The following is a 23020-nucleotide window of genomic DNA, read 5'->3' on the forward strand; positions in this document are numbered from 1 at the left end:
TGGAGCCTGGAGCCTGGAGCCTGGAGCCTGGAGCCTGGAGCCTCGAGACACCAGAGCCTCGGAGCTGCGGGCGCGGGGAGACGTGAACCCAGACGGAGGAGCGCACCGGGCTAGGAGCGTTTGCGGGCTCCTCGCGTGCTGCGGTTGGCAGCGACGCCGGCGCCGATCGCTATCAGGAGCAACCCCGCTAGACCAAACGGCGCAACAGCCTCAAGCGATTGACCGGTGTGCGCAAGGGAGCTGCTGCTGCTGCTGCTGCCGCCGCTGCCCCCACCTGTGCTGGCTGAGCCGCCGCTGCCACTGCCGCTCCCCCCGCTGCCGCCCGATCCGCTCCCGGTGGTCCCGCCGGTGGTGGTACCCGGGGTCGCGGTCGAGGTCGGTGCGGTGGTGGTCGTGGTGGCCGGGGTCGGTGTGGGTGTCGGAGTGGGCGCCGCATCGACCCGGATGGTGACGGTCTGCGTTGCGGTGAACGGGTCGACACCGTTCCGTGCGGTGAGTGTGAACGTGACGGGACCGGGTGCCGTAGGGGTGCCGCTGATCGTTCCGTCGTCGGTGAAGGAGAACTGCCCACCCGCGGGGAGGGAGGCGGCGAAGATGGGTGCCGGATGGCCGGTGGCCGTGAAGGTGAACGAGTACGGTACACCGACGGTGGCGGCGGGCGGCGCGCCGGAGGTGATCACCGGTGCCGCGGGCAGAACCCCGTTGACACGACTGACGGAACTCGACCCGCGGTTGGCGACGTAGACCGTTCGGCTCGCCAGAGATGTGTCGATGGCCAGTCCGATGGGGTTCGTTCCCACGGGCTGAGAGGTCGTCACGGGCGCACCGGGGCGGGTGACGTCGAGGACCACGACCTTCATATCCGCTTTCGTCGTGACGTACACCTCGCCGGTCGTGGAATCGGCGAGAACGGCAGACGGCGTGCCCGGAACGCTGATGGCACTGAGAGTCGGAGCGGCGATACTGGTGCTGAAATGGTGGAGGAGGTTGTCGTCGAGATCGACGGAGTAGGCCGTGTGGGTGCGGCTGTCGACCGAAAGAGAACCTGCGTGCGGCACGCCGCTGATGGTCGTGGCGGCCGGCGTCGCATCGTTCCCGATGAACCGCGCGATGGTGCCGGTCGTCTGGCTTGCGACGAAGACGGCGTGGTTGACCGTATCGACAGCGATCCCCTCGGGTCGAGATCCGACGCCGATCGTCGAGACGGTCGGTGTGACATCGTCGCCCGCAAAGCGCGACACACTCGCAGACCCGATGTTCGCCACGTAGACGTTGTGCAGAATCGGATCGACTGCCACCGAGGTGGGCAGGGTGCCGACGGCGACCGTGCGGAGCAGCACCGGCGTCGCGGCACCGAGGTCGATGACCGCCACTTTGTCGAGAGCGGGCAGGGTCACATAGGCCAATTGCGTGCCTGTGTCGACGGCGACACCCGATGGATACGCCCCCACGTTGACCGACTTCTTTGCGGGCGCCGCCTCGGAGCCGTCGAAGATGGTGACGAAGAACGAGAGACCGTCGGCAACGATCACCCGGTGGTTGCTCTCGTTCACGGCGATGCCGATCGGGAGACCGCCGGTGATGACAGGTGTGGTGGCCGCCTCGGCCGCGACCGCAGGGAGGAGGGCGATGAGCCCCACCGCGCCGATCACAAGGCCGCATTTGACGGTGAAAATGACTTTTCTTCGAGATATGAGCACGCTCGAGGATACCCCGACTCGCCTTGCCTGAGCAAGTCTCACTATCAGGTCGTGCCTGAATGCGCCAGGCAACCCGGTCTCAGCGCTCGGGGAAGCCGTGGGGGAGGCCCGTCAGGGCCGGGGCAAGACGGGCGAGCCGCGATGCCTCCAGCGCGAGGGCGCGGGCCTCGCGATCCCTCCGCAGTGCCGCGATGCCGAGCAACAACAGCTCCGGATGAACCGGCGGCACGGGCGACACGTAGGGAGCTGCCTCGGCGGCGAGGTGCGCGGAGTGGCGGGCGCGAGCATCCGGTGTCATGGTCGGTGCCTCCGCAAGGAACTGCGCGATGCGCCGGGACAGTCGGTCGGGCAGCCGCGCCACGTCGGCGACCGCCGCCCACGACTCGAGCCCGTAGGGCAGCGGCTGCGCGGTCGACACGATGCGCGGCACCCGCTCGTGCTGGCTGTACGTTCCCGCAAGGAGGTCGCCGAGGCGTTTCGCCCGCGGATTCAGCAGCGACACGAGGATCGCGAGCCCGCCGAACGTGGTGTAGATCTCGAGCACCGCCGTCAGCGAGCGGATGAGGGCGTGACGCAGCGAAATCGATCCGCCGTCGTCGCGCACCACGCGGGCTCCGATCGCGAGCTTTCCGAGGGAACGACCGTGCGTCAGGGTCTCGACCGTTGTCGGCACGATCACGATGCAGAAGACGATGCTGCCCAGGATGATCGCCTGCGAGATCGCGGCATCCGCGCCCGACGCTCCCTGCCAGAGGTTGACGAGCGTCACGGCCAGCAGAATGAGCAGCGCCGTCGCCGCCACATCGATCAGCGCACCGGCAGCGCGCAGGATGAAGCTCGCCGGCCTCACATCGAGCGCCACGGCCTCGCCGGTGACCAGGAGCTCGTCGTTGTACTCCAGGGAGTGCGGCTGGGCACTGGGTGCGATAATCGGCGCGGCCATGGCTATCATCTAAGCAGATGGACCTCGACGCCTACACTGCCGCCCATCGAGCCGAATGGGATCGCCTCGATGACCTCGGTCGACGCCGCAACTTCACTGGAGCCGAGGCCGACGAGCTGATCGAGCGGTACCAGTCGGGCGCCAGTGAGCTGTCGGCGATCAAGACGGCCGCCGGATCCACGGTCGCGGGCGACCGGCTCTCGGTCGGGCTCTCCCGCGCGAGGCTCCGTTTCACCGGGTCGAGCGGCAATGCGCTCCGCCAGATTCCGGCGTTCTTCGCCTTACAGCTGCCCGCTGCCCTGTATCGACTGCGGTGGATCGTGCTTGTAGTGGCCCTGGCGACCATCGTGGTGAGCGCGCTCTATGCGATCTGGGCGCTGAACGACCCGCGCGTGCTGGCCAACTTCGGTACCGACGCCGACCTGAAGAAGATCGCAGAGCAGGACTTCGTCGGCTACTACTCCGAGAACCCCTCGGCGTCGTTCACGGGCCAGGTCTGGACGAACAACGCCTGGCTCGCTGCCCAGTGCGTGGCATTCGGCATCGTGGGAATCTACGTGCCCTACCTCCTGCTGCAGAACGCTCTCAACCTGGGGGTGAATGCGGCGGTGCTCTTTCACTTCGGGCATGCCGACGTGTTCTTCCAGTACATCCTGCCGCACGGGATGCTCGAACTGACGGCGATCTTCGTCGCTGCGGCCGCGGGGATGCGCATCTTCTGGGCCTGGATCGCGCCCGGTGCGCGAACCCGCTCGCAAGCGCTCGCCGAGGACGGCCGCGCGCTGTTCACCGTCGCGATCGGGCTCGTGTTCGTGCTGCTGGCCTCCGGCATCATCGAGGGGTTTGTGACGCCGTCGCCGCTGCCCTGGCCCGTGAAGATCGGCATCGGAGCCGTGGCGCTCGGGGCGTTCGTGTTCTACATGCTGTTCGTGGGCGGCCGGGCGTACCGCGCGGGGGAGACCGGCGACCTCGCGGAGTTCGACGCGGGCGCCCGCCGGCTCGTCGCCACCTGACTGGCGCTGCCCTCCCCCGGTCCCCGGTGCCTCGCGCGTCGGCGCCGCTTACGCCGTTCGCACCGCTCGCGCCACCCAGCGCTCGTGCCGCCGCGAGCTCGGGCCAGCGCTCGTGCCGCCGCGAGCTCGGACCGGCGGTCAGGGCAATGGAGGGCGACCGAGTCGACACGATTTCGGCGATCCGCGCCGTATACCGCGCCGGAACCCCGAACTGGTGTCGGTTGCGCCCGCAGCACCGCAGCACCGCAGCACCGGGCGCCGGGCGGGGGCGGGCGCGCTACAGCCGGCCGGCGGCCTTCAGCGCGAGGTAGCGGTCCGCGACCGCGGGCGGGAGATCGGCCGGTGACCCTGTCACGACCTCTGCGCCCTGTTGCCGGGCCGCCGCCGACACGCGCGCCACGTCGAGGAGGGCACGCTCGGCCGCGGCCGCCGTGTAGGTCTGCTCCCGATCATCCCGAAGCCCCACGGCGGCGAACGTCGCCGGATCGGTCACCGACGCGATCATCACCGTGTGCCGCTGGGTCAGCTGCGGCAGCACCGCGAGCAGCCCCCGCGAGGCTCCGGGGGTCTCGAGCGAGGTCAGCAGCACCACGAGCGCGCGCTGGTTCGTGACCCGGCGCACCTCCGCGGGCACGGCTGACCAGTCCGTCTCGAGCAGCTCCGGATCCACGGGCGCCAGCACATCGACCATGCGCGACAGCAGTTCGGGCCCCGTCGTTCCCTGCACACGGGCGCGCACCCGCCGATCGTAGGCGATCAGATCGATGCGGTCACCGGCCCGGGAGGCGAGCGCCGAGAGAAGCAGCGCCGACTCGAAGGCGGTGTCGAGGCGCGGTTCGTTGTCGATGCGGGCCGCGCTCGTTCGCCCCGTGTCGATCACGATCACCACACGACGATCCCGCTCGGGACGCCAGGTGCGCACCACGACCTCGTCGCGCCGTGCCGTCGCGCGCCAGTCGATCGAGCGCACATCGTCGCCCCGCACGTACTCGCGGAGCGAATCGAACTCCGTTCCCTGCCCGCGGATCATCACGCTCGTCCGCCCGTCGAGCTCCCGCAGCCGCGCCAGCCGCGAGGGCAGATGCCGACGCGAGTTGAACGGCGGCAGCACGCGAAGACGGCCGGGCGCGACGAGGCTGGCCTGCCGCGCCCAGAGTCCGAGGGGCCCGAACGAACGGATGGCCACCTCCTCCACCCGCCGTTCGCCCCGTCTGAAGGGGCACAGCTCGACACTCACCCGGCGCCGTTCGCCGGCCGGGATGCGCACCGGGAACCGCGTGCTGGCCGCGCCCGCCGACGGCTGCCAGGCATCCCGCACCACGCCGTTCAGCGCGCGCCGCCCCCCGTTCGTCAGGTAGAGGTCGCCGCGAACGGGCTCACCGAGCCGCACCCGCAGCGGCAGATCGCGCTCGATGCTGACCCGCCGCGGTGACCCGGCGAGCAGCAGGTCCAGGATGCCCAGCAGTACCGCAAACGCCAGCCACCCCCCGAGTGTCTCGAACGCGAGCCCGTAGGCCTGGCCGAACAGGATGACCGGCAGCGCCCCGAGCGCCACGAGCAGTACGAACCGCCCCGACACCGCCATCAGCGCACCCCGTCCCGCCAGCCGGCACGCGCGCCGAGACCCGTGCCCAGGTTGCGAGCCACGACGCGCGCGATCCGAGCGCCGGCGCGTCCTGCCCGTGTGCGCACCGCCTCGGTACGCACCGCCTCGGTACGCACCGCCTCTGCACGCACCGCCTCTGCACGCACCGCCTCGGCACGGCGCGTCCTCGCCGGCCGTGCAAGCGCGCCTGTTGGGAGCATCCGCACCGGTTCGAACAGGCCCGGATGCTCCACAACGGCGCCGACAGCAGCAGCCGCCATCAGATCGGCACCTGCACCTGCGACAGGATGCCACGCAGGATCGAGTCGACCGACACCCCCTCGAGTTCCGCTTCCGGACGCAGCTGGATGCGATGCCGCAGCACCGGCAGCACCATCGCCTGCACGTGATCGGGGGTGATCGAGGTGAATCCGTTCAGCCAGGCCCACGCCTTCGCCGAGGCGAGCAGCGCCGTGCTGCCACGCGGGCTCACCCCGAGCTTGACCGAGGGGCTCTGCCGCGTCGCACGGGCGAGGTCGACGGCGTAGGCCAGAACATCCGGAGCCGCACCGACCGCCGCGACCGCGGCCTGCGCCTGGTGCAGTTCGGTCGCACCGAGCACCGCCCTCACGCCCGCCGCCTCCAGGTCGCGCGGGTTGAACCCTGCCGCGTGCCGGGCGAGCACCGCGATCTCGACATCGCGCTCCGGCACGTCGAGGGTCAGCTTCAGCAGGAAGCGGTCGAGCTGCGCCTCGGGCAGCATGTAGGTGCCCTCGTACTCGATCGGGTTCATCGTCGCCGCGACGAGGAACGGATCGGGCAGCGGCCGGCTCAGCCCGTCGACACTGACCTGCCGCTCCTCCATCGCTTCGAGCAGCGCCGACTGGGTCTTCGGGGGAGTGCGGTTGATCTCGTCGGCGAGCAGGATGTTCGTGAACACCGGACCCTCCCGAAACTGGAACTCGCCCGATCGTCCGTCGTAGATCAGCGAACCGGTGACGTCTCCCGGCATCAGGTCGGGCGTGAACTGCACCCGCTTCGTGTCGAGGCTGAGGGCGGCGGCGAGGCTTCGCACGAGCAGCGTCTTCGCCACCCCCGGCACCCCCTCGAGCAGCACGTGCCCGCGGGCGAGCAGCGCGACCATCATCCCGGTGACGGCGCCGTCCTGCCCGACGACGGCCTTGCCCACCTCGGTGCGCACCCGCGACAGGGCGAGCCGCAGCTCGTCGTCTGACGGGCGGGGGGCGGATGCACGGGGCTCAGCCGCGCGCAGGTCGCCACCGTGCGCATCGGTGCCGACGCCTGCGGTTGCGTGCGGATCGTGGTTCGGCGGGGAGGTGTCGCTCATGGCCGGCTCTCTGGGTCGTGGGTCGTAGGTCGTGGTGCGGGGGATTAGGGGTGAAGTGGTCGGGGTGCAGCGGGGTCACCGGGGCAGGCCCGTCGAGGGGGGATCGGGGTCTGCCGACGGTGGCGCCGGGTGTGCGGGGCGAGGGCCAGCACGCCCGACGGCGATCTGCACGCGCCGTTCGATGGCGGCGAGCTGTTGCGACAGCGCCAGCAGGTCGGCCTCGGAGCGCGGCTCCCGGTTCACCAGAACCGCTGCGACCTCGACCGCCGGCACCCCGGTGACGGCGGTGACCGCTGCAATCACCTCGGGCAGTGCTGCCGACCGGGGCAGGCCGAGCAGCCCCGCGACGCGGGTGACGGTACCGATCCGCAGTGCATCGAGGGCCCGGGCCCTCGCACTCGACCGGGCGTAGAGCCGCGCACGCCCGGCGACGGTCTCGCTGCCCCGTACGATCACCGGCAGATTCTCGACCACGACAGGTCCGAGGCGCCGCCCGCGCCAGACGGCCGCCGCGAGGAACACCACTGCGAGCAACACCAGCAGCGGAGTCACCCAGCCCGGCGTCAACGCGGCCAGGCTCGGCGGGCCTGAAGCCGTCACATCCGCCTCGCTCGGGGTATACCAGACCAGGGTGTCGTGCGCGCCCAACAGCCCCAGGGCCAGCGCCGCGTTACCCGCTTCGATGGTGTGCTCGTTCGTCAGGATTGCGGATGCTCCCAGCACCGTCACTGCAGACCCGTCGCCCTGAATGCGCACGAGTGAGAACCCATCGGCGGTGGCCCCGAAGCATTCGGTCGATCCGGCTCCCGCCTCCGTCGCGCGGTAGGCGGAGCCGGAGGTCGAGATGGATCCGGCGCGCGCTGCACTCGGCTCCGAGCATCCGGCGTCGACGACGTGGGGCTGCTCGACCTGGCCGGTGACGGCGACACCGGGCGCGAGGGCGTCGAGGGTGAAGATGTCGGGCTCGACCAGCACGAGGTCGTCCCCGAGTGCTGCGAGGTCGCTGGCGCGATCGATCGGAAGGAATGCCGACGGGTCGTACACCAGCACGGTCGCTCCGCCCGTACCGCCCCCACCTGTACGCGGCCCGCCTGCCGAGCGAACGGCCTCCATGGCGGCGTCGAGCGAGTCGACGGCCGTGACCGTCACGCCCTGCTGCCTCAGCACCTCGGCGATCGCCTTCGCGCCGTTGGGCGCCGCACTGGTGGTCGACAGCTCAGACCCACCGGTGGAGCCGGCCCCACGGATGAGCAGCAGCACCAGGCTCGCGAGCAAAACGAAGACTCCCGCACCCACCCAGAACGACCAACGCCGAAAGAACGCGCGCACGGTCGGCGTGCTCGAGACCGCGCCCGCCCGCACCGCCCCCGCGCTGCCCGGCGCCCGCACCCCGCTCACCGGGACCCCGCCGCCGCCACGGGCTCGCGCCGGGCCGGCGCTGCATCGCGGATCGCCGCTTCGAGGCCCTCGAGCGCGTCGTACTGCTCCCGGCTGCCGGGGGCACCCAGGTATCGCACCTCATCGAACACCCGCGCCGCCGCTGCCAGCCGGCCGCTCTCCGGCGGGTACGACTGCGCGGCCCGCACGGCGAACTCCTGCGCGGTCGTGCCGGGGTCGACCCTCAGCACCGTGCGTTCGGACTGCCGCCGCGCCAGCGCCCGGTACAGCTCCTCGATCGCGGTGCGGTAGTCGCCCGAGCGCGCGGCCGCCGCAGCGGACGACCGCAGTTGCGCCGAGCTCCGCCGGTCATCCGACCCGAAGAGAGCGTCGAGTCGGGCGACCGCCGACCGGTTGCGCCGCGGTCGCCCGAACAGGATGAACGCCACGATGATCAGCGCGACGACCACCACGGCCGCCAGCACCGGGAGCACGCCGCCGAAGTCACCGCCCGAGGGCAGCACCAGTCCGGCGAGCCAGTTCTGAACAGCCTCGGCCGCCAGGTCGAGCCAGGTGGGCTTCGCGGCCTGGTATTCGGGCTTGCTGAGTTCGTCGATCACCCATTGCCGGGCTTCCGGCGCCGTGGGATCGACGGGAACGTCGAGAAGGAGGCGCATCGCGGTCGGCCGCTCGTCACACCCGGCCGGTGACCCGGAACGGGTCGTCGTCGGGCGTCGTCCGGCCGCTCTCACGGTCTTCGACGAAGCGGATCAGCTCGAGGTCGAGCCCCTCCTTGCGAATGCGCAGGTCGACGTAGATGACCGACACCGTCGCCGCCTGCACGACCGAACTGATCGCACCGAACACCAGCTGAATCGCACCGACCAGCAGGTATACGCCGCCGAAGAGCAGCCATTCCGTCGGTGAGCCTGACGAATTCGTGCCATTCGGCGCGAAGACCCCCATGCCGAGCCCGAACAGGAAGCTGATCGGCTGAACGACCACCTGCGCGGCGACCGAGACGATGGTCGCGACCAGCCACTCGGTGCCCAGCGTGCGCCAGAACGACCGGTCGGTGAGGCGCCACGACCGTACGATGGCGGCTCGCACGCCAGCGCGTTCAAGTACGATGACACACGGCACCAGCGACAGTTTCGTCGTCAGCCACGCGCTCGCGACCACGAGCCCGAGGAACGCCAGGATGCCGACGATCACCGCGAACACGACGCCGGTGGTTCCGAGCGTGGCGAGCAGGGCGACGATACCGACGACCACGCCGAGAACGACGACCGCCACAGCAGCCTGCAGCAGCGTCCACAGCGCGAGCGGCCAGATGCGCTTGCCGGCGGCTAGCCACAGTTCACCGAGCCGCCGTTTCTCACCGAGGATTTCGCGCGAGACCTCGATGACCAGGATGGCCTGCAGGAGCGCGCTCGTGACGAGCGCCACCGCGAGCGGGATCAGCGTGCTGAGCAGGATGATCGCGACCGACCCGGCCTGGATCGAGTCACGGTCGGCGGCCGACGCCGAGTCGAGCCGGGTGACCGCGAGCAGAACGGCGGCGCCCACGATCAGAGCGGTGACGATGCCGATGGCGAACTGGATGATCAGGGCGCTGCCGAGCGTCGGGCCCGGGTTTCGGCGCAGAACCTGGAACGGTGCCCCGAGCAGCGTTCCGAACCCCAGCGGCCGCAGCGGGATCAGCCCCGGCTTGACCGGAGGCGTCCACGGCTGTTGCCCCGCCCCGGGCGGCGGCGGAGCGTACTGCCCGTACTGCGGCGCGGGCGGGCCGACGGGCGGCGGCGGCGGCGGAACGTACTGCGGTGCGTCCCCACCGGCATGCGGCACCACCGGCGGCACCCCCGCACCCCTGAACTTGTGGTCGTCCGTCACCGGTGTTCCTCTATTCCGTGTAACTCAGCCTGCGACACGCGGCCGATCGTCGAAGCGCCCCACCTCGCCCTGCCTGACGGCAGTTGAACGTCACCATGCTCGCACACCCCGCCGACACTCACATGAACCCCGGGCATCCCGCCTGATTCCACAGGCGGACACGCAGCCTCAGGGCAGGGCCGGGCAAGTACGCTGAGGGCTATGGATGCTCGCATACTGGTGGTCGACGACGATCCCGCGCTCGCCGAGATGATCGGTATCGTGCTGCGGGCCGAGGGTTTCGAGCCGATCTTCTGCGCTGACGGCTCGGAGGCGCTCGGGGCCTTCCAGGAGGCGAACCCCGACCTGGTGCTGCTCGACCTGATGCTGCCGGGGCTCGACGGCATCGAGGTGTGTGCGCAGATCCGCGCCGAATCCGGCACCCCGATCATCATGCTGACCGCGAAGTCCGACACGACGGATGTCGTCAAAGGGCTCGAGTCGGGCGCCGACGACTACATCGTCAAGCCGTTCAATCCGAAGGAGCTGGTGGCGCGCATCCGCACCCGCCTGCGCCCGACGCCCGTCGTCGCATCCAGCAGCGGACTGTTGCGCATCGGCGACCTCGAACTCGACGTCGAGGGCCACGAGGTGCGGCGCGGAACCGCCCGCATCAACCTCACTCCGCTGGAGTTCGACCTGCTCCAGGCCCTCTCCTCGAAGCCGCAGCAGGTCTTCACCCGCGAGATGCTGCTCGAGCAGGTCTGGGGCTACCACTACAAGGCCGACACCCGGCTGGTCAACGTGCACGTGCAGCGCCTGCGCGCCAAGGTCGAGGAAGACCCCGACAACCCGCGCATCGTGATGACCGTGCGGGGCGTCGGTTATCGGGCCGGCGCCGTCGTCTGAGGGCCGGAGCGACAGACGTGGCAGCAGCCTCAGCGACCCCCTCCCGGCCCGGTGTGCCCGACCGCACCCCGGCGCGAGGCACTCCTGCCCGCACGCCCGCCCGCACCTCTGCCCGCAACGCCCCGACCCGCACCCTTCCGGCCCGCACCCCCAACCGCACCCCGCCCCGCCCCGGCCGCAGCCACATCGGCCCCTTCCTCGCCCGCGAGTGGCGCGCCTGGCCACGGCAGCTGCGCGGCTGGTGGCGCCTCTCTCTGCAGTTCCGCACCATCGTCATCACCATCGCCCTCACGACGATCGCCCTGCTGGGCGCCGGAATCTACACCTCGGTCAGCATCGGCAACGACCTCTTCCACTCCCGCCTCAACCAGGTTCTCGCCGACTCGAACCAGGCGGCGACCGCCGCACAGACGATCTTCGACGCCTCCGACTCCACCAGCGAGACATCCGTCAGCACCCTCCTCAACTCCGCGCAGACCAAGATCACGTCGTCATCGTCGTCGCGGCTCATCGCCATCTATGCCGCCCCCGGCAACGACCAAGGCACCACCTCGTTCCTCCCTTTCGCCAGCCCCGCGCTCACCACGAAGAACCTCATCACCGTCCAACTGAAGGACGAGGTGACGGGCGGCGCCGGCTCGTCGAACCAGTACTGGCAGTCCGTCGCGCTGCCCAATGGCAACGGGGGAACCGATCCGGGCATCATCGTGGGCACCCCGCTCACCATCCCGAGCGCCGGCCAATACCAGCTCTACCTCGGCTACAACCTCGCCGACTCCGGCCAGACCCTGAGCTTCGTGCAACAGACGCTCTGGATCGCCGGCCTCCTCCTCACCCTCCTCATCGCCGTGGTGGCCTGGGTGATCGTGCGCCTGGTGATCGAGCCCATCAGGGTCACCGCAGAAACGAGCGAGAAACTCGCCGCAGGGCAGCTCGAAGTGCGCATTCCCGAGAAGGGCGACGACATCATCGCAACGCTGGCGCGCTCGTTCAACGGCATGGCCGACAGCATGCAGGGCCAGATCACGCAGCTCGCCGAGCTCTCCCAGTTGCAGCAACGCTTCGTGTCGGATGTCTCGCACGAGTTGCGCACACCCCTCACCACGATCCGGCTGGCCGGCGACGTTCTCTACGACCAACGCGACACGTTCGAACCGGCGATCGGCCGTACCGCCGAGTTGCTGCACACGCAGACCGTTCGGTTCGAATCCCTTCTGAACGATCTCCTCGAGATCAGCCGGTTCGACGCCGGTTCTGCCGATCTCAACGTCGAGGCGACGAACCTCGTGCGGCTCACCGAGGTGGCGGTCGACCAGATGCAGCCGCTCGCCGCATCGGCCGGATCTGAGATCCGTGTGTTCGCACCCGGCGGGTATGTGGAGGTGGAGGTGGACGCCCGCCGCATCCGTCGCATCCTGACCAACCTTCTCGGCAATGCGATCGAGCACGGTGAGGGCCGTCCGATCGTGGTCTCGGTCGACAGCAACGTCTCCTCCATCGCCGTGGCCGTTCGCGACTACGGCATCGGAATGAGCGAGGTCGATGCCGAGCGCGTGTTCGAGCGTTTCTGGCGCGCCGACCCGTCGCGCAAGCGCACCATCGGAGGCACTGGCCTGGGCCTGGCCATCTCGCTCGAAGACGCGACCCTGCACAGGGGCGTGCTCGAGGTGTGGTCGGCCAGCGGTGCGGGCAGTTGCTTCCGGCTCACCCTTCCCCGCATCCACGGCCACTCCGCCGGCACCTCGCCACTGCCGCTGCCGCCGGATGACGCGGGGCTGCCGTTCGCCGAGGTCGACGGGGATGCGGCTTTGCCAGCGCTCGAGCCGGGTGGGGTTCCCCGCCGCGAGGTGGACCGGTGAACCGGCGCTCCAGCCGCCGTGCGGGTTCCCTGCTGACGGCGGCCGTCGCCGCGCTTCTCGCGATCACCGGATGCACGGGCATCCCGAGCTCGGGCAGTGTGAACTCGCAACCGGCCAGCTCGACGCCCGACGACATCGACGTGATCCTGCTGCCGCCCGGGCCGGTGCAGGATGCGAACCAGACCCAGATCCTGAACGGCTTCCTGCAGGCCGCAGCGAGCCCGCAGAACGACTACGAGGTCGCGCGCAGCTTTCTCTCGAAAGGCTTCCAGAAGCAGTGGGACCCGAACGCCGGCGTGCTCATCGACGCCGGCCAGCTGCAGTTCAACATTGTCTCGCCCACCGCCATGAGCGTGAGCGTGACTCCCCAGGCCGAAGTGGATGCGACGGGGGAGTACCAGGAGAACGATTCGACGACCTCACTCACCATTCCCTTCCAGTTCACGCAGGAGGATGGCCAGTGGCGCATCAACGCCGCAAACCCCGGCATCATTCTCGAGCAACTGCGTTTCAGCCAGGTCTTCAGCTCGCACTCGCTGTACTTCTTCGATCCGACTTACACCTACCTGGTTCCGGATGTGCGGTGGTTCCCTCGTGACGAGACGACCAGTACGCGCGTGGTGAAGGCCCTGCTCGCGGGGCCGACGCCGTGGCTCGGGCAGGGCGCGGTCGTGACGGCATTCCCGGATGGCACAGACACCTCGTCGGTGGTGGTCGATTCGGGCACGGCGAACGTCGATCTCTCGAACCAGGTGCTGACGCAGACGCCCGAGGCTCTGCAGCGCATGCAGGCGCAGCTCGACACCTCGCTCGGATCTGTGGCGTCTGTGGCGGCCGTCGCCATCACGGTGAATCAGAATCCGGTCTCGATTCCGGCGGGGGCGAACAGCTACACACCGCCTCGTGTGGATTCGCGGCCGCTCGTCGACCAGTCGGGTGCCTTCGGCTATCTGACCAGCAACTCCCTCGTGCCCGTGCCGTCGGTGAGCGACAGGGTGCAGGCCCTCGGGCCTCTGTCGGTGACCGCGTCGCCGAACGTGCTGGCGGTCGGTACGGCGACGGGTGTCTCGGTGGTGCAACCCGCGGCGGATGCCCCGGTGCTGGTCGACAGTCGTGCGGGGCTCGTGGCACCCACGCTCGACCCCTCGGGGTACGTATGGACGGTGCCGGCCAGCTCGCCCTCGGCGATCCAGGCCTACGGGAGCGACGGAACCGTGCATCCGGTTGCCGCCGACTGGGAAGGCGCTTCAGGAATCGTGTCTTTCGATGTGTCTCGGGATGGAACGCGTGCACTCGCCTTCACCGTGGCCGACGGGGTGCCACGACTCATCGTGGCGGCGATCATCCGCGACAAAGACGGCGCGCCCGAGCGGCTCGGCGACCCGGTGACGCTGGCATCGGGAACGGGAACACCTCTGGATGCGACCTGGGTCGACGCGTCGAACGTCGCCTCGCTCACGGTGACGGCGGGCGGCGACAACCGGGTCATCGTGCAGGAGATCGGCGGGGTGAGCACGACGCTCGGGGTGCCGACGAATGCGATCGCGCTGTCGGGCTCGAACGACATCAGCGGACTCTGGCTGCTCACTTCGACGGGGGAGCTGCAGCAGCAGCGCGGCAGCGGGTGGCAGACGACCGCGAAGGCGATCTCGCTGCTGGCCACGCAGACGTAAGGCCCTGCTCGGCTCCTCCACAGCCGGCCTGTGAAGCGTGTTCTCCACAGATGCGGTTCCGCAGGCGATGCCCCGCCCGGGCGGGCGGCAGGGTGGGGACATGACCTCTTTTCCCTCCTCCACTCGGTCGCTCGTCGAGGCACTCATCCGGTCGCTTCTGGCTGCGCTCGCGGTCGTACTACCGACCGAGTGCGTGGGCTGCGGCCAGCGCGACGTGCCGCTCTGTGCGACGTGCGCGAGCTCGATCGGGCCATCCACCGTGCCACCCACCGTGCCGTCCGTCCGGCCGTCAGCCGGCGTTCCGGGTGCTCCCGCCGGCCTTTCTGGTTCTCCCGCCGGTTCGTCCACCGGCCCTCCCGGCCCTCCCCGCCCTCCCGGCCCTCCCGGCGGGGCGCCCGGTGCCCGTGCTGTGGCTCTGGTCATCGAGACCGGGCGAGACCCGCCGCTGCCCGTCTGGGCCGCCGCGGTGTACGGCCCGGTTCTGACGTCGGCCCTGTCGGCGTTCAAGGAGGCCGGCCGCACAGACGTCGCGGGCGCGCTCGCGTCGGTGCTCGGGATCGCGGTACAGGATGCGCATGACGCAATCGTGCCCGCCCTGCCCGCGGGTGCCGTACTGGAGCACACCGTCGCTCCCTCGTCGGCGCGGGCCTTCCGCACGCGCGGCTATGACCCCGTCGCGTTGCTGGCCCGGCGGGTCCGGGCCCGCAATACCGTGGTGCCCACGCTGCGCTTCGCGCGGCGCGCCAAGGACCAGGCCGGCCTCGGTGTCGTGGAGCGCCGGGCGAACCTCAGCGGCTCGCTCGCCGTTCATCCCCACCTCCGTTCGCGACTGAGTGGCCGGCATTTCCTGCTGATCGATGATGTCGTGACGACTGGTTCGACGCTGATTGAGTGCCGGAGGGCACTGGAGAGCGCTGGTGCAACGGTTTGGGGTGCGGCAACCCTCTCCTTCGCCATGAAGCACATCGGAACGTCGTCCGTCCATCCGAGCAGTGAACCCCCAGTGCACATCCGGGCAACAGATGACACGACAGCAGCAGCGGACTACGGTGGGTGAAAAGGCGTGGAAGAACTCGCCCTGGTCCCAAGGCGGCTCGTCTTTTTGAGACTAGGAGATTGCCATGGAGATCAACATCACGGGCCGAAACCTAGGAATCACTGACCGATTCCGGAGCTACGCCACCGAGAAGGCCGAGAAGGTGTCGCACCTCGCCGATCGTGCGCTCGCCCTCGAGGTCAAGGTCTGCAGGCACAGTTCCGCGAACACGTCGGGTGGTGACGACCGCGTCGAGCTGACCCTGATCGGGCCCGGCCCGATCGTGCGGGCGGAGAGTGCGGGCAGCGACAAGTACGTCGCCTTCGATCTCGCCATCGCCAAGCTGCTCGAGCGCATCCGGCGCGCCAAAGACCGCAAGAAGGTGCATCGTGGGCAGCACCGCCCGGTCTCCCTGCGGGAAGCGGCAGCCGCCGACTTCACGGTGACCGACCTCAAGCCCGCCGAGTCCGAGGTGCTGGAACGTGCCACGGCGGGCGGGCCGGCGCCTGAGACCGCCGAGGCGGGGCTCGCCGCGGCCGGCTCCGGGGTCGACGAGATCGAGGAGGCCTGGTCGCCGGTCGTCATCCGCAAGAAGGTGTTCGCCGCGGCTCCGATGACGGTCGACGACGCGCTCTACCTGATGGAGCTGGTGGGGCATGACTTCTACCTCTTCATCGACGCCGAGACCCACCGGCCGAGTGTGGTCTACCGGCGCAAGGGCTGGGACTACGGCGTCATCGGTCTCGACGACAGCGCTTCGCCGCTCGTCGACGAGGCGCGGGAGGCAGAGCGGGTTCTCTCCCCGGCGTCGTAGATGAAAAACGTGATGCTGGGGGCGTGGCGCGTGAGCGCCGCGTCCTCAGCGTCCATTTGGAAGACCCTCAGCTAGGGCAACTAGTATTTGTAGGATCACCGGCTGGATCATGGCTGGTTCGGTAGGAGATTCACTGTGGCTTCAGTTCTGGAAAAGGTTCTTCGTGTCGGCGAGGGCCGCGTGCTTCGCCGCCTCGAAAACTATGCGAAGGCGATCAACGCGCTCGAGGAGGACTTCACTCACCTCTCCGACGATGAGCTGAAAGAGGAGACGCCCAGGCTCCGCGAGCGGTTCGAAGACGGCGAGAGCCTCGACCACCTGCTCCCCGAAGCCTTCGCCGCCGTGCGGGAAGCTTCCCGCCGCACCCTCGGCCTCCGGCACTTCGATGTTCAGCTCATGGGTGGTGCCGCGCTTCACCTCGGCAACATCGCCGAGATGAAGACCGGTGAGGGCAAGACTCTGGTGGCCACCCTGCCCGCCTACCTCAACGCCATCGCCGGCCGTGGTGTGCACATCGTCACGGTGAACGACTATCTCGCGAACTACCAGAGCGAGCTCATGGGCCGGGTGTTCCGCGCCCTCGGCATGACGACGGGTGTCATCCTGTCGGGCCAGGCCCCGCCCGAGCGCCGCGAACAGTACGCCGCCGACATCACCTACGGCACGAACAACGAGTTCGGGTTCGACTACCTGCGCGACAACATGGCCTGGCAGGCGAGCGACATGGTGCAGCGCGGCCACAACTTCGCCATCGTCGACGAGGTCGACAGCATCCTGATCGACGAGGCTCGCACCCCGCTGATCATCTCGGGTCCCGCCTCGGGAGAGGCCAACCGGTGGTTCACCGAGTTCGCCTCGATAGCCACCCGGCTCGTCGCTGACGAAGACTACGAGATCGACGAGAAGAAGCGCACGGTCGGCATCCTCGAACCCGGAATCGAGAAGGTCGAAGACTACCTCGGCATCGACAACCTCTACGAGTCGGCCAACACCCCGCTCATCTCGTTCCTGAACAATTCGCTCAAGGCTTCAGCGCTGTTCAAGAAAGACAAGGACTACGTCGTCATGAACGGCGAGGTGCTCATCGTCGACGAGCACACCGGTCGCATCCTCGCCGGCCGCCGCTACAACGAGGGAATCCACCAGGCCATCGAGGCCAAGGAGGGTGTGGTCGTCAAGGCCGAGAACCAGACCCTCGCGACGGTCACCCTGCAGAACTACTTCCGGCTCTACGAGAAGCTCGCGGGCATGACCGGTACGGCCGAGACCGAGGCCGCCGAGTTCATGAGCACGTACAAGCTCGGCGTGGTCGCCATCCCGACGAACCGCCCCATGCAGCGCAAAGACCAATCCGACCTCGTCTACAAGAACGAGCAGGCGAAGTTCGAGCAGGTCGTCGAAGACATCGTCGAGCGCCATGCCACCGGGCAGCCGGTTCTGGTCGGTACGACGAGCGTCGAGAAGAGCGAGTACCTCTCGCGCATGCTCGCCAAGAAGGGCGTGCGCCATGAGGTGCTGAACGCGAAGAACCATGCGCGTGAAGCCGCGATCATCGCGCAGGCCGGCCGTCTCGGCGCCGTGACCGTGGCCACCAACATGGCCGGTCGAGGAACCGACATCATGCTCGGCGGCAACTCCGAGTTCCTCGCCGTCTCCGAGATGAACACCCGCGGTCTCAGCCCCGTCGACACTCCCGACGAGTACGAGGAGGCCTGGGACGACGTGTTCGCCGAGGTCAAGTCGGGCGTCGAGGAGGAGGCCGAGAAGGTCGTGGATGCCGGTGGTCTCTACGTTCTCGGCACCGAGCGACACGAGTCACGCCGCATCGACAATCAGCTGCGCGGTCGGAGCGGTCGCCAGGGCGACCCCGGCGAGAGCCGCTTCTACCTGTCGCTGACCGACGACCTCATGCGCCTGTTCAATGCCGGAGCCGCTGAGAGCCTGATGGGCCGCGGCAACGTTCCCGACGACCTGGCGATCGAGTCGAAGGTCGTCTCCCGCGCCATCCGTAGTGCGCAGTCGCAGGTCGAGGGCCGCAACGCCGAGATCCGTAAGAACGTGCTGAAGTACGACGACGTACTGAATCGCCAGCGTGAGGCGATCTACGGCGACCGCCGCCACATCCTCGAGGGAGACGACCTCCACGAGCGCGCCCAGAAGTTCCTGAAAGACGTCGTCGAAGACGTGCTCGAGACCCACGCGGGTGAGGGCAACGGCGACGACTGGGACTTCGACGCCATGTGGACGGAGCTGAAGACGCTCTACCCGGTGTCGATCTCCATCGACGAAGTCATCGCCGAGGCGGGAAGCCGCGGCAAGATCAGTCGCGAGTTCGTGGCGCGCGAGGTTCTCTCCGATGCGCAGATCGCGTACCAGAAGCGCGAGGAGACACTCGGCGAGCCCGCTATGCGCGAGCTCGAGCGCCGCGTCGTGCTGACGGTCATCGACCGGCGCTGGCGTGACCACCTCTACGAGATGGACTACCTCAAAGACGGCATCGGCCTGCGGGCGATGGCGCAGCGCGACCCGCTCGTCGAGTACCAGCGCGAGGGTTTCGCCCTCTTCCAGCAGATGATGGGCCAGATCCGCGAAGAGGCGGTGGGCTTCCTGTTCAATCTCGAGGTGGAGGTCAACACTCCGGCGGGCTCCGTGGACGCACCGAGCGTGCAGGCCAAGGGCCTCGAGAGCGGCAGCGCCGGTGTCGAGCAGCTCAGCTACACCGCCCCGAGCGACTCGGGTGGCGTGGAGGTGCGCAACCAGCGCGGCCAGCTCGAGCAGGCTGCGACGGCCCTGGCGCAGCAGGCGCAGAACGAGAGCGACCCGAGCGTGGCAGCAGCACCGCCCGTTCCGCCCGCGGCACGGAACACGGCCCGCAACCCCTCTGCCCCGGCCGGCCGCAACGCGCCGGTCACGACGGGCGCCTTCGGCCAGAAGACCCCGGCAGGCGCGCCGCCCGCCGTGAACCGCGCCGACCGCCGCAACCAGGCCAAGAAGAAGTAGCCCACCCGAACCTGGCCAGGAAGACGTAGCCCGCCGCAGCCCGGCAGAGCGGAAGCCACCCGCCGAAGGCCCCCGCCCCCCATCCACAGTGTTGCGGGGGCCTTCGTTCGCGGCTGGGCCGCCGGGCTCGTGGCGGGGTGTCGCTGCGGGCAGCGCCCCAGGTGTGCCGAGCGGGTCAGAGCACGTTGATCGCGCTGGCCCGCCACCTCGTCTCGAGCCGTTCGAGGCGGAGCGCCACGGCGCGGGTACGCGCCTTACCGTGCACGATCACCACACCCTCGACCACCCCGGGCAACGGTTCGCTGTGCAGCGTTCGCCCGATGGTGAACGTCGGCCTGATGGAGCGTTCGCCCGTCACCTGGCGGGCCCTCGCCGACAGCACCACGCGCTGGGAGAGTACCCGGTACACATCGTCGGAGACCCAGCGGGCGAGCTGGTCGAGATCGCGCACCCCGGCGAGCACCTCCAGCACGCAGAGTGTCAGGCTCTCGAGAAAGCTCTCGGTCGAATCCCCGGGTTCGGTGGGGCCGACGAGGCGGAGTGTCGGTCGGGGACACTCGGTGACAGGGAGGGGAAAGCTCATGGTGCTGATCTCCGGTGATGGGGCCGGTTCGCCCACGGTCGCCGGGTCTGCGGCCGTGCACGAACAGAACTGAACAGATTCTCAGGTTCGGGTGCTGCCATGAAAGCAGGTGGCGTTGCGGGTGTCCAGAGCGGGTTCGTCCTGTGGAGAGAAAGCTCGACGCTGCCGCACTGTGGGGGAGGGGGGGCTGCCACAGGGCACCCGGTCGGGGGTCGTAGGCTAGAGGTCGTGTCAACATTGAGCGATCTGGTCCTGGCGCAGGGCAATTCCACCGAAGCCGACATCGAATGGCTTCACCTGCTGGTCGGCGACTGGCAACTCCTCGCCGACCTGGCGTTCGCCGACATCGTGTTGTGGGTGCCGTCGAACGATGGCAGCTTCGTCGCGGTGGCGCACGCCCGGCCCTCCAGTTCTGCCACGCTGTTCTACCGTGACTTCGTCGGGCAGGCGGTGAAGGCCGAGTGGCGCAAGCAGGTCACCGACGCCTACGAGAGTGCGCAGATCGTCGATACGGCCGCGCCCGACTGGTACGAAGAGACACCGACCCGTGTGCGGGCGGTGCCGGTGCTTCGCCGGCTCTCCCAGACCGACATGAAGACCACCGACAGGCCCATCGCGGTCGTCACCCGGCACACCAACCTCAGTGAGGCACGCACCCCGAGCCGCCAGGAGCTCACGTTCAACGAGTGTGCAAACGATCTCTTCGCCATGATCGCGGCGGGCGACTTTCCCGACCTGGGAGCCCCCACGGGGCCGCGCAGGGGCGCTCCGCGAGCGAACGACGGGCTCATTCGCCTCGATGCCGACGGAACGGTCACCTTTGCCAGCCCGAACGGCCTCTCTGCCTTCAACCGGATGGGGTACAGCGAGGAACTCGAGGGCCAGTCACTCGCTGAGGTCACGACGCAGTTGCTCAACGGGACACTCGTCGTCGACGAGTCATTGCCGCTGGTCGTCACAGGCCGTGCGCCCTGGCGCACCGACATCGATGCGAAGGGCGTCACGGTGTCGCTTCGGGCTATTCCACTCCGCACCCGTGGACAGCGCTTCGGCGCGATCGTGCTCTGCCGCGACGTCACCGAGCTGCGTCACGACGAGCGCGAACTGATCACCAAAGACGCGACCATCCGCGAGATCCACCACCGCGTCAAGAACAACCTCCAGACGGTGGCGTCGCTGCTTCGCATCCAGGCCCGCCGAACACACTCCGACGACGCGAAGGATGCGCTCTCCCAGGCCATGCGCCGGGTCGCCGCCATCGCGGTCGTGCACGACACGCTCTCGGAGGGTCTCAGCCAGAAGGTCGACTTCGATGTGGTGTTCGAGCGGGTTCTGATGCTCGTCACCGAGGTTGCCTCTGCCCACAACACGACCGTGCATCCGAAGTTCAGCGGCAGCTTCGGCGTGCTGCCGAGCGAATACGCCACGCCGCTCGCCCTGGCTCTCACCGAACTCGTGACGAACGCGGTGGAGCACGGACTTGCCGGCCAGGAGGGTCAGGTCGAGATCGTCGCCTCGCACTCCGAGGAGACGCTCACGGTCGAGGTGCGGGACACCGGATCGGGTTTGCCGGAAGGCAAGGTCGGCTCGGGGCTCGGCACTCAGATCGTGCGGACGCTCATCCAGGGCGAACTGGGTGGCATCATCGACTGGCACACGATGGTGGGCAGCGGAACCGTCGTGACGATCGAGATTCCGTTCCGCTGGCTGAAGAAGCGCTAGGAGGCGCGGCGTGCGCGGGCGGCGCGGCGCTTCAGGGCGCGGCGCTCGTCTTCGCTGAGGCCACCCCAGACGCCGGAGTCCTGGCCGGTCTCGAGCGCGTACTGCAGGCAGACCTCGGTGACCGTGCATCGTGCGCAGACGGTCTTCGCCTTGTCGATCTGGTCTACTGCGGGACCAGTGTTGCCGACCGGGAAGAAGAGCTCGGGGTCTGCAGTCAGGCAGGCGGCCTTGTCGCGCCAATCCATGCGGGGTACTCCTTTGGGTATTGCGTATGCCTCGGTCGAACGACCTAAGATTCGGGTTCAGGCGACGATCAGCTGAGACCGACGCGCGACTGCAGTACAGCGCACATCAAGACCAGCATCGGGTGCATAGGGATTACTCTCACGTCGCACCCCCACGACATTGTGAGCAACAATCGACCTCAAGTATGGTCGCATACTGGTACTGGCAAATCAAGGTTTTTCTGGTGTGTGGAGATATGGACGATCAGGCTGGCACGCACGAAACGGGCTCCCCCGAGCGTTCTGACGGTCCTCTCCGGAGGCCTGTTCTGCTTGTTCTCCTCGCCCTGCTGCTGCTCGTGGAGGCGCTGGCCGTGCTGGCCATCGGGGTCGCCCTGGTCGCCGAACTGGTGCTCACGACGCCCGAGTCGTACGCTACCGCGATCGCCCTCATCGTGCTCGTACTCGCCGCCGGTGTCTGGGTGCTGTTCATCGCGGTGGGCACCTATCGCCTGCGGCCGTGGACGCGCGGAGCGGCCCTGACGTGGCAGGTTCTGCAGGTCATTGTGGCGATCTGCATCTTCCAGGGGCTGTTCGCCGACGCGGTCGACGGCTGGCCGCTCCTGCTGGTCTCGCTGCTCGGCATCGTGCTGCTGCTCGCGCCGTCGGTGGTCGCCGTCACCCGACGCATCTGAACCACCCAGCCCTACGCGTCGATCTTCAGCTTCTTGCGCAGCGACGCCACGTGGCCCGTTGCCTTCACGTTGTAGAGCGCCTGGCTGATCATGCCACCCTCATCGACCACGAAGGTCGAGCGCAGCACCCCGGTGACGGTCTTTCCGTAGAGCGATTTCTCGCCGTAGGCCCCGTACGCCCGGTGTACGGCGAAGTCAGGGTCGGAGAGCAGCGGGAAGTTGAGCCCCTGCGCCTCGGCAAAGCCCTTCAGAACATCCGGAGTATCTTTCGACACGCCGAGCACCTGGTAGCCGGCGCCCTTCAATGAGTTGATGTTGTCGCGAAAGTCGCAGGCCTCCGTGGTGCAGCCCGGGGTGTTCGCGGCCGGGTAGAAGTACACGACGACCTTCTGCCCGAGGTAGTCCGAGAGCGAGACGTCTCTGTCGTTCTCGTCGCGCATGGTGAATCCGGGTGCCTGCTGGCCGACGGTCAATCGTTCTGCGGTGTCGCTCACGCGCTGCACTCTCTTCTGCTTCGGGGGCTCGTTCGCGAGCCCGTCAGACTCATGCTAATGTTTATCCTCGGCTCGGGTTACGCATCCTGAAGCTTCGCACCTCTAGCTCAATTGGCAGAGCAACTGACTCTTAATCAGTGGGTTCCCGGTTCAAGTCCGGGGGGGTGCACCAC

Annotated in this window: 19 protein-coding genes and 1 tRNA gene; 10 read left to right on the forward strand and 10 right to left on the reverse strand. The window is 68.6% G+C overall.

What is annotated here, in order from left to right; all coding sequences use genetic code 11:
* Positions 1-110: 110 nt before the first annotated feature.
* Together B7R24_RS03345 and B7R24_RS03350 are read right to left on the reverse strand one after the other, a co-directional pair.
* Complete coding sequence (locus tag B7R24_RS03345) at positions 111-1652, reverse strand: YncE family protein (protein WP_116417563.1); 1542 nt, start codon at positions 1650-1652, stop codon at positions 111-113.
* Positions 1653-1779: 127 nt separating this feature from the next.
* The gene (locus B7R24_RS03350; RefSeq protein WP_116417564.1) at positions 1780-2643 is read right to left on the reverse strand and encodes an RDD family protein; all 864 of its coding nucleotides are present in this window, start codon (positions 2641-2643) and stop codon (positions 1780-1782) included.
* Positions 2644-2660: 17 nt separating this feature from the next.
* On the opposite strand from B7R24_RS03350, the gene B7R24_RS03355 reads away from it, so the two are divergent.
* A complete protein-coding gene (locus tag B7R24_RS03355) occupies positions 2661-3656 on the forward strand; it encodes a stage II sporulation protein M (RefSeq protein WP_116417565.1) in 996 nt (331 codons plus the stop codon).
* A gap of 277 nt (positions 3657-3933) precedes the next feature.
* Here B7R24_RS03355 and B7R24_RS03360 read toward each other — a convergent pair whose 3' ends face one another.
* The 5 genes from B7R24_RS03360 to B7R24_RS03380 all read right to left on the reverse strand — a co-directional run bounded on the left by B7R24_RS03360 (position 3934) and on the right by B7R24_RS03380 (position 9859).
* Positions 3934-5241 (reverse strand): DUF58 domain-containing protein, encoded by a 1308-nt coding sequence (locus B7R24_RS03360; RefSeq protein WP_116417566.1) that lies wholly within the window; start codon positions 5239-5241, stop codon positions 3934-3936.
* A 280-nt stretch (positions 5242-5521) separates the two neighbouring features.
* Positions 5522-6589: an AAA family ATPase gene (locus B7R24_RS03365; RefSeq protein ID WP_116417567.1), complete on the reverse strand. Its 1068-nt coding sequence runs from the start codon at positions 6587-6589 to the stop codon at positions 5522-5524.
* Between the two features lie 75 nt (positions 6590-6664).
* The gene (locus B7R24_RS03370) at positions 6665-7987 is read right to left on the reverse strand and encodes a DUF4350 domain-containing protein (RefSeq protein ID WP_172582689.1); all 1323 of its coding nucleotides are present in this window, start codon (positions 7985-7987) and stop codon (positions 6665-6667) included.
* Positions 7984-8643, reverse strand: coding sequence for a DUF4129 domain-containing protein (locus B7R24_RS03375; protein WP_116417569.1), 660 nt, complete (start codon positions 8641-8643; stop codon positions 7984-7986). Before B7R24_RS03375 ends, B7R24_RS03370 begins: the two co-directional genes overlap by 4 nt.
* Before the next feature lie 16 nt (positions 8644-8659).
* On the reverse strand, positions 8660-9859 hold the full coding sequence (locus B7R24_RS03380; protein ID WP_116417570.1) for a hypothetical protein: 1200 nt from the start codon (positions 9857-9859) through the stop codon (positions 8660-8662).
* A gap of 201 nt (positions 9860-10060) precedes the next feature.
* Between B7R24_RS03380 and mtrA the strand changes: the two genes are divergently transcribed.
* The 6 genes from mtrA to secA all read left to right on the forward strand — a co-directional run bounded on the left by mtrA (position 10061) and on the right by secA (position 19129).
* Positions 10061-10747, forward strand: coding sequence for an MtrAB system response regulator MtrA (mtrA, locus tag B7R24_RS03385; RefSeq protein WP_116417571.1), 687 nt, complete (start codon positions 10061-10063; stop codon positions 10745-10747).
* 185 nt (positions 10748-10932) lie between these two features.
* Positions 10933-12606, forward strand: coding sequence for an MtrAB system histidine kinase MtrB (mtrB, locus tag B7R24_RS03390; protein ID WP_116417737.1), 1674 nt, complete (start codon positions 10933-10935; stop codon positions 12604-12606).
* Complete coding sequence (locus B7R24_RS03395; protein WP_116417572.1) at positions 12603-14279, forward strand: GerMN domain-containing protein; 1677 nt, start codon at positions 12603-12605, stop codon at positions 14277-14279. The genes mtrB and B7R24_RS03395 overlap by 4 nt, the downstream gene beginning before the upstream one ends.
* Before the next feature lie 100 nt (positions 14280-14379).
* Positions 14380-15336, forward strand: coding sequence for a ComF family protein (locus tag B7R24_RS03400; RefSeq protein WP_147303948.1), 957 nt, complete (start codon positions 14380-14382; stop codon positions 15334-15336).
* A gap of 64 nt (positions 15337-15400) precedes the next feature.
* The gene (gene hpf / locus B7R24_RS03405; protein ID WP_116417574.1) at positions 15401-16129 is read left to right on the forward strand and encodes a ribosome hibernation-promoting factor, HPF/YfiA family; all 729 of its coding nucleotides are present in this window, start codon (positions 15401-15403) and stop codon (positions 16127-16129) included.
* Positions 16130-16264: 135 nt separating this feature from the next.
* The gene (gene secA, locus B7R24_RS03410; protein WP_116417575.1) at positions 16265-19129 is read left to right on the forward strand and encodes a preprotein translocase subunit SecA; all 2865 of its coding nucleotides are present in this window, start codon (positions 16265-16267) and stop codon (positions 19127-19129) included.
* 175 nt (positions 19130-19304) lie between these two features.
* Here the strand turns inward: secA and B7R24_RS03415 are convergent, their stop codons facing one another.
* Positions 19305-19712 (reverse strand): Rv3235 family protein, encoded by a 408-nt coding sequence (locus B7R24_RS03415; RefSeq protein WP_116417576.1) that lies wholly within the window; start codon positions 19710-19712, stop codon positions 19305-19307.
* Between the two features lie 228 nt (positions 19713-19940).
* Here B7R24_RS03415 and B7R24_RS03420 point away from each other — a divergent pair, with 228 nt between their 5' ends.
* Positions 19941-21434: a sensor histidine kinase gene (locus B7R24_RS03420; protein WP_116417577.1), complete on the forward strand. Its 1494-nt coding sequence runs from the start codon at positions 19941-19943 to the stop codon at positions 21432-21434.
* Here B7R24_RS03420 and B7R24_RS03425 read toward each other — a convergent pair.
* Positions 21431-21679, reverse strand: a complete 249-nt coding sequence (locus B7R24_RS03425) for a WhiB family transcriptional regulator (protein ID WP_104242899.1) — start codon at positions 21677-21679, stop codon at positions 21431-21433. The two genes, B7R24_RS03420 and B7R24_RS03425, sit on opposite strands and share 4 nt — an antisense overlap.
* A 236-nt stretch (positions 21680-21915) precedes the next feature.
* On the opposite strand from B7R24_RS03425, the gene B7R24_RS03430 reads away from it, so the two are divergent.
* Positions 21916-22353, forward strand: a complete 438-nt coding sequence (locus tag B7R24_RS03430; RefSeq protein ID WP_216363602.1) for a hypothetical protein — start codon at positions 21916-21918, stop codon at positions 22351-22353.
* 11 nt (positions 22354-22364) lie between these two features.
* On the opposite strand, the gene bcp is transcribed toward B7R24_RS03430, so the two are convergent.
* The gene (gene bcp / locus B7R24_RS03435) at positions 22365-22847 is read right to left on the reverse strand and encodes a thioredoxin-dependent thiol peroxidase (protein ID WP_116417739.1); all 483 of its coding nucleotides are present in this window, start codon (positions 22845-22847) and stop codon (positions 22365-22367) included.
* A gap of 96 nt (positions 22848-22943) precedes the next feature.
* Here bcp and B7R24_RS03440 point away from each other — a divergent pair.
* Positions 22944-23019, forward strand: a tRNA-Lys gene (locus B7R24_RS03440).
* Position 23020 lies beyond the last annotated feature (1 nt).

Source organism: Subtercola boreus, assembly GCF_003399645.1.
GTDB classification, from domain to species: domain Bacteria; phylum Actinomycetota; class Actinomycetes; order Actinomycetales; family Microbacteriaceae; genus Subtercola; species Subtercola boreus_A.

Excerpts from the sequence above, each read along its gene's own strand:
- B7R24_RS03350 (WP_116417564.1), bottom strand. The coding sequence starts at position 2,643 with ATGGCCGCGCCGATTATCGCACCCAGTGCCCAGCCGCACTCCCTGGAG.
- B7R24_RS03355 (WP_116417565.1), top strand. The coding sequence starts at position 2,661 with ATGGACCTCGACGCCTACACTGCCGCCCATCGAGCCGAATGGGATCGC.
- B7R24_RS03360 (WP_116417566.1), bottom strand. The coding sequence starts at position 5,241 with ATGGCGGTGTCGGGGCGGTTCGTACTGCTCGTGGCGCTCGGGGCGCTG.
- B7R24_RS03365 (WP_116417567.1), bottom strand. The coding sequence starts at position 6,589 with ATGAGCGACACCTCCCCGCCGAACCACGATCCGCACGCAACCGCAGGC.
- B7R24_RS03375 (WP_116417569.1), bottom strand. The coding sequence starts at position 8,643 with ATGCGCCTCCTTCTCGACGTTCCCGTCGATCCCACGGCGCCGGAAGCC.
- mtrA (WP_116417571.1), top strand. The coding sequence starts at position 10,061 with ATGGATGCTCGCATACTGGTGGTCGACGACGATCCCGCGCTCGCCGAG.
- B7R24_RS03400 (WP_147303948.1), top strand. The coding sequence starts at position 14,380 with ATGACCTCTTTTCCCTCCTCCACTCGGTCGCTCGTCGAGGCACTCATC.
- hpf (WP_116417574.1), top strand. The coding sequence starts at position 15,401 with ATGGAGATCAACATCACGGGCCGAAACCTAGGAATCACTGACCGATTC.
- B7R24_RS03415 (WP_116417576.1), bottom strand. The coding sequence starts at position 19,712 with ATGAGCTTTCCCCTCCCTGTCACCGAGTGTCCCCGACCGACACTCCGC.
- B7R24_RS03425 (WP_104242899.1), bottom strand. The coding sequence starts at position 21,679 with ATGGATTGGCGCGACAAGGCCGCCTGCCTGACTGCAGACCCCGAGCTC.
- B7R24_RS03430 (WP_216363602.1), top strand. The coding sequence starts at position 21,916 with ATGGACGATCAGGCTGGCACGCACGAAACGGGCTCCCCCGAGCGTTCT.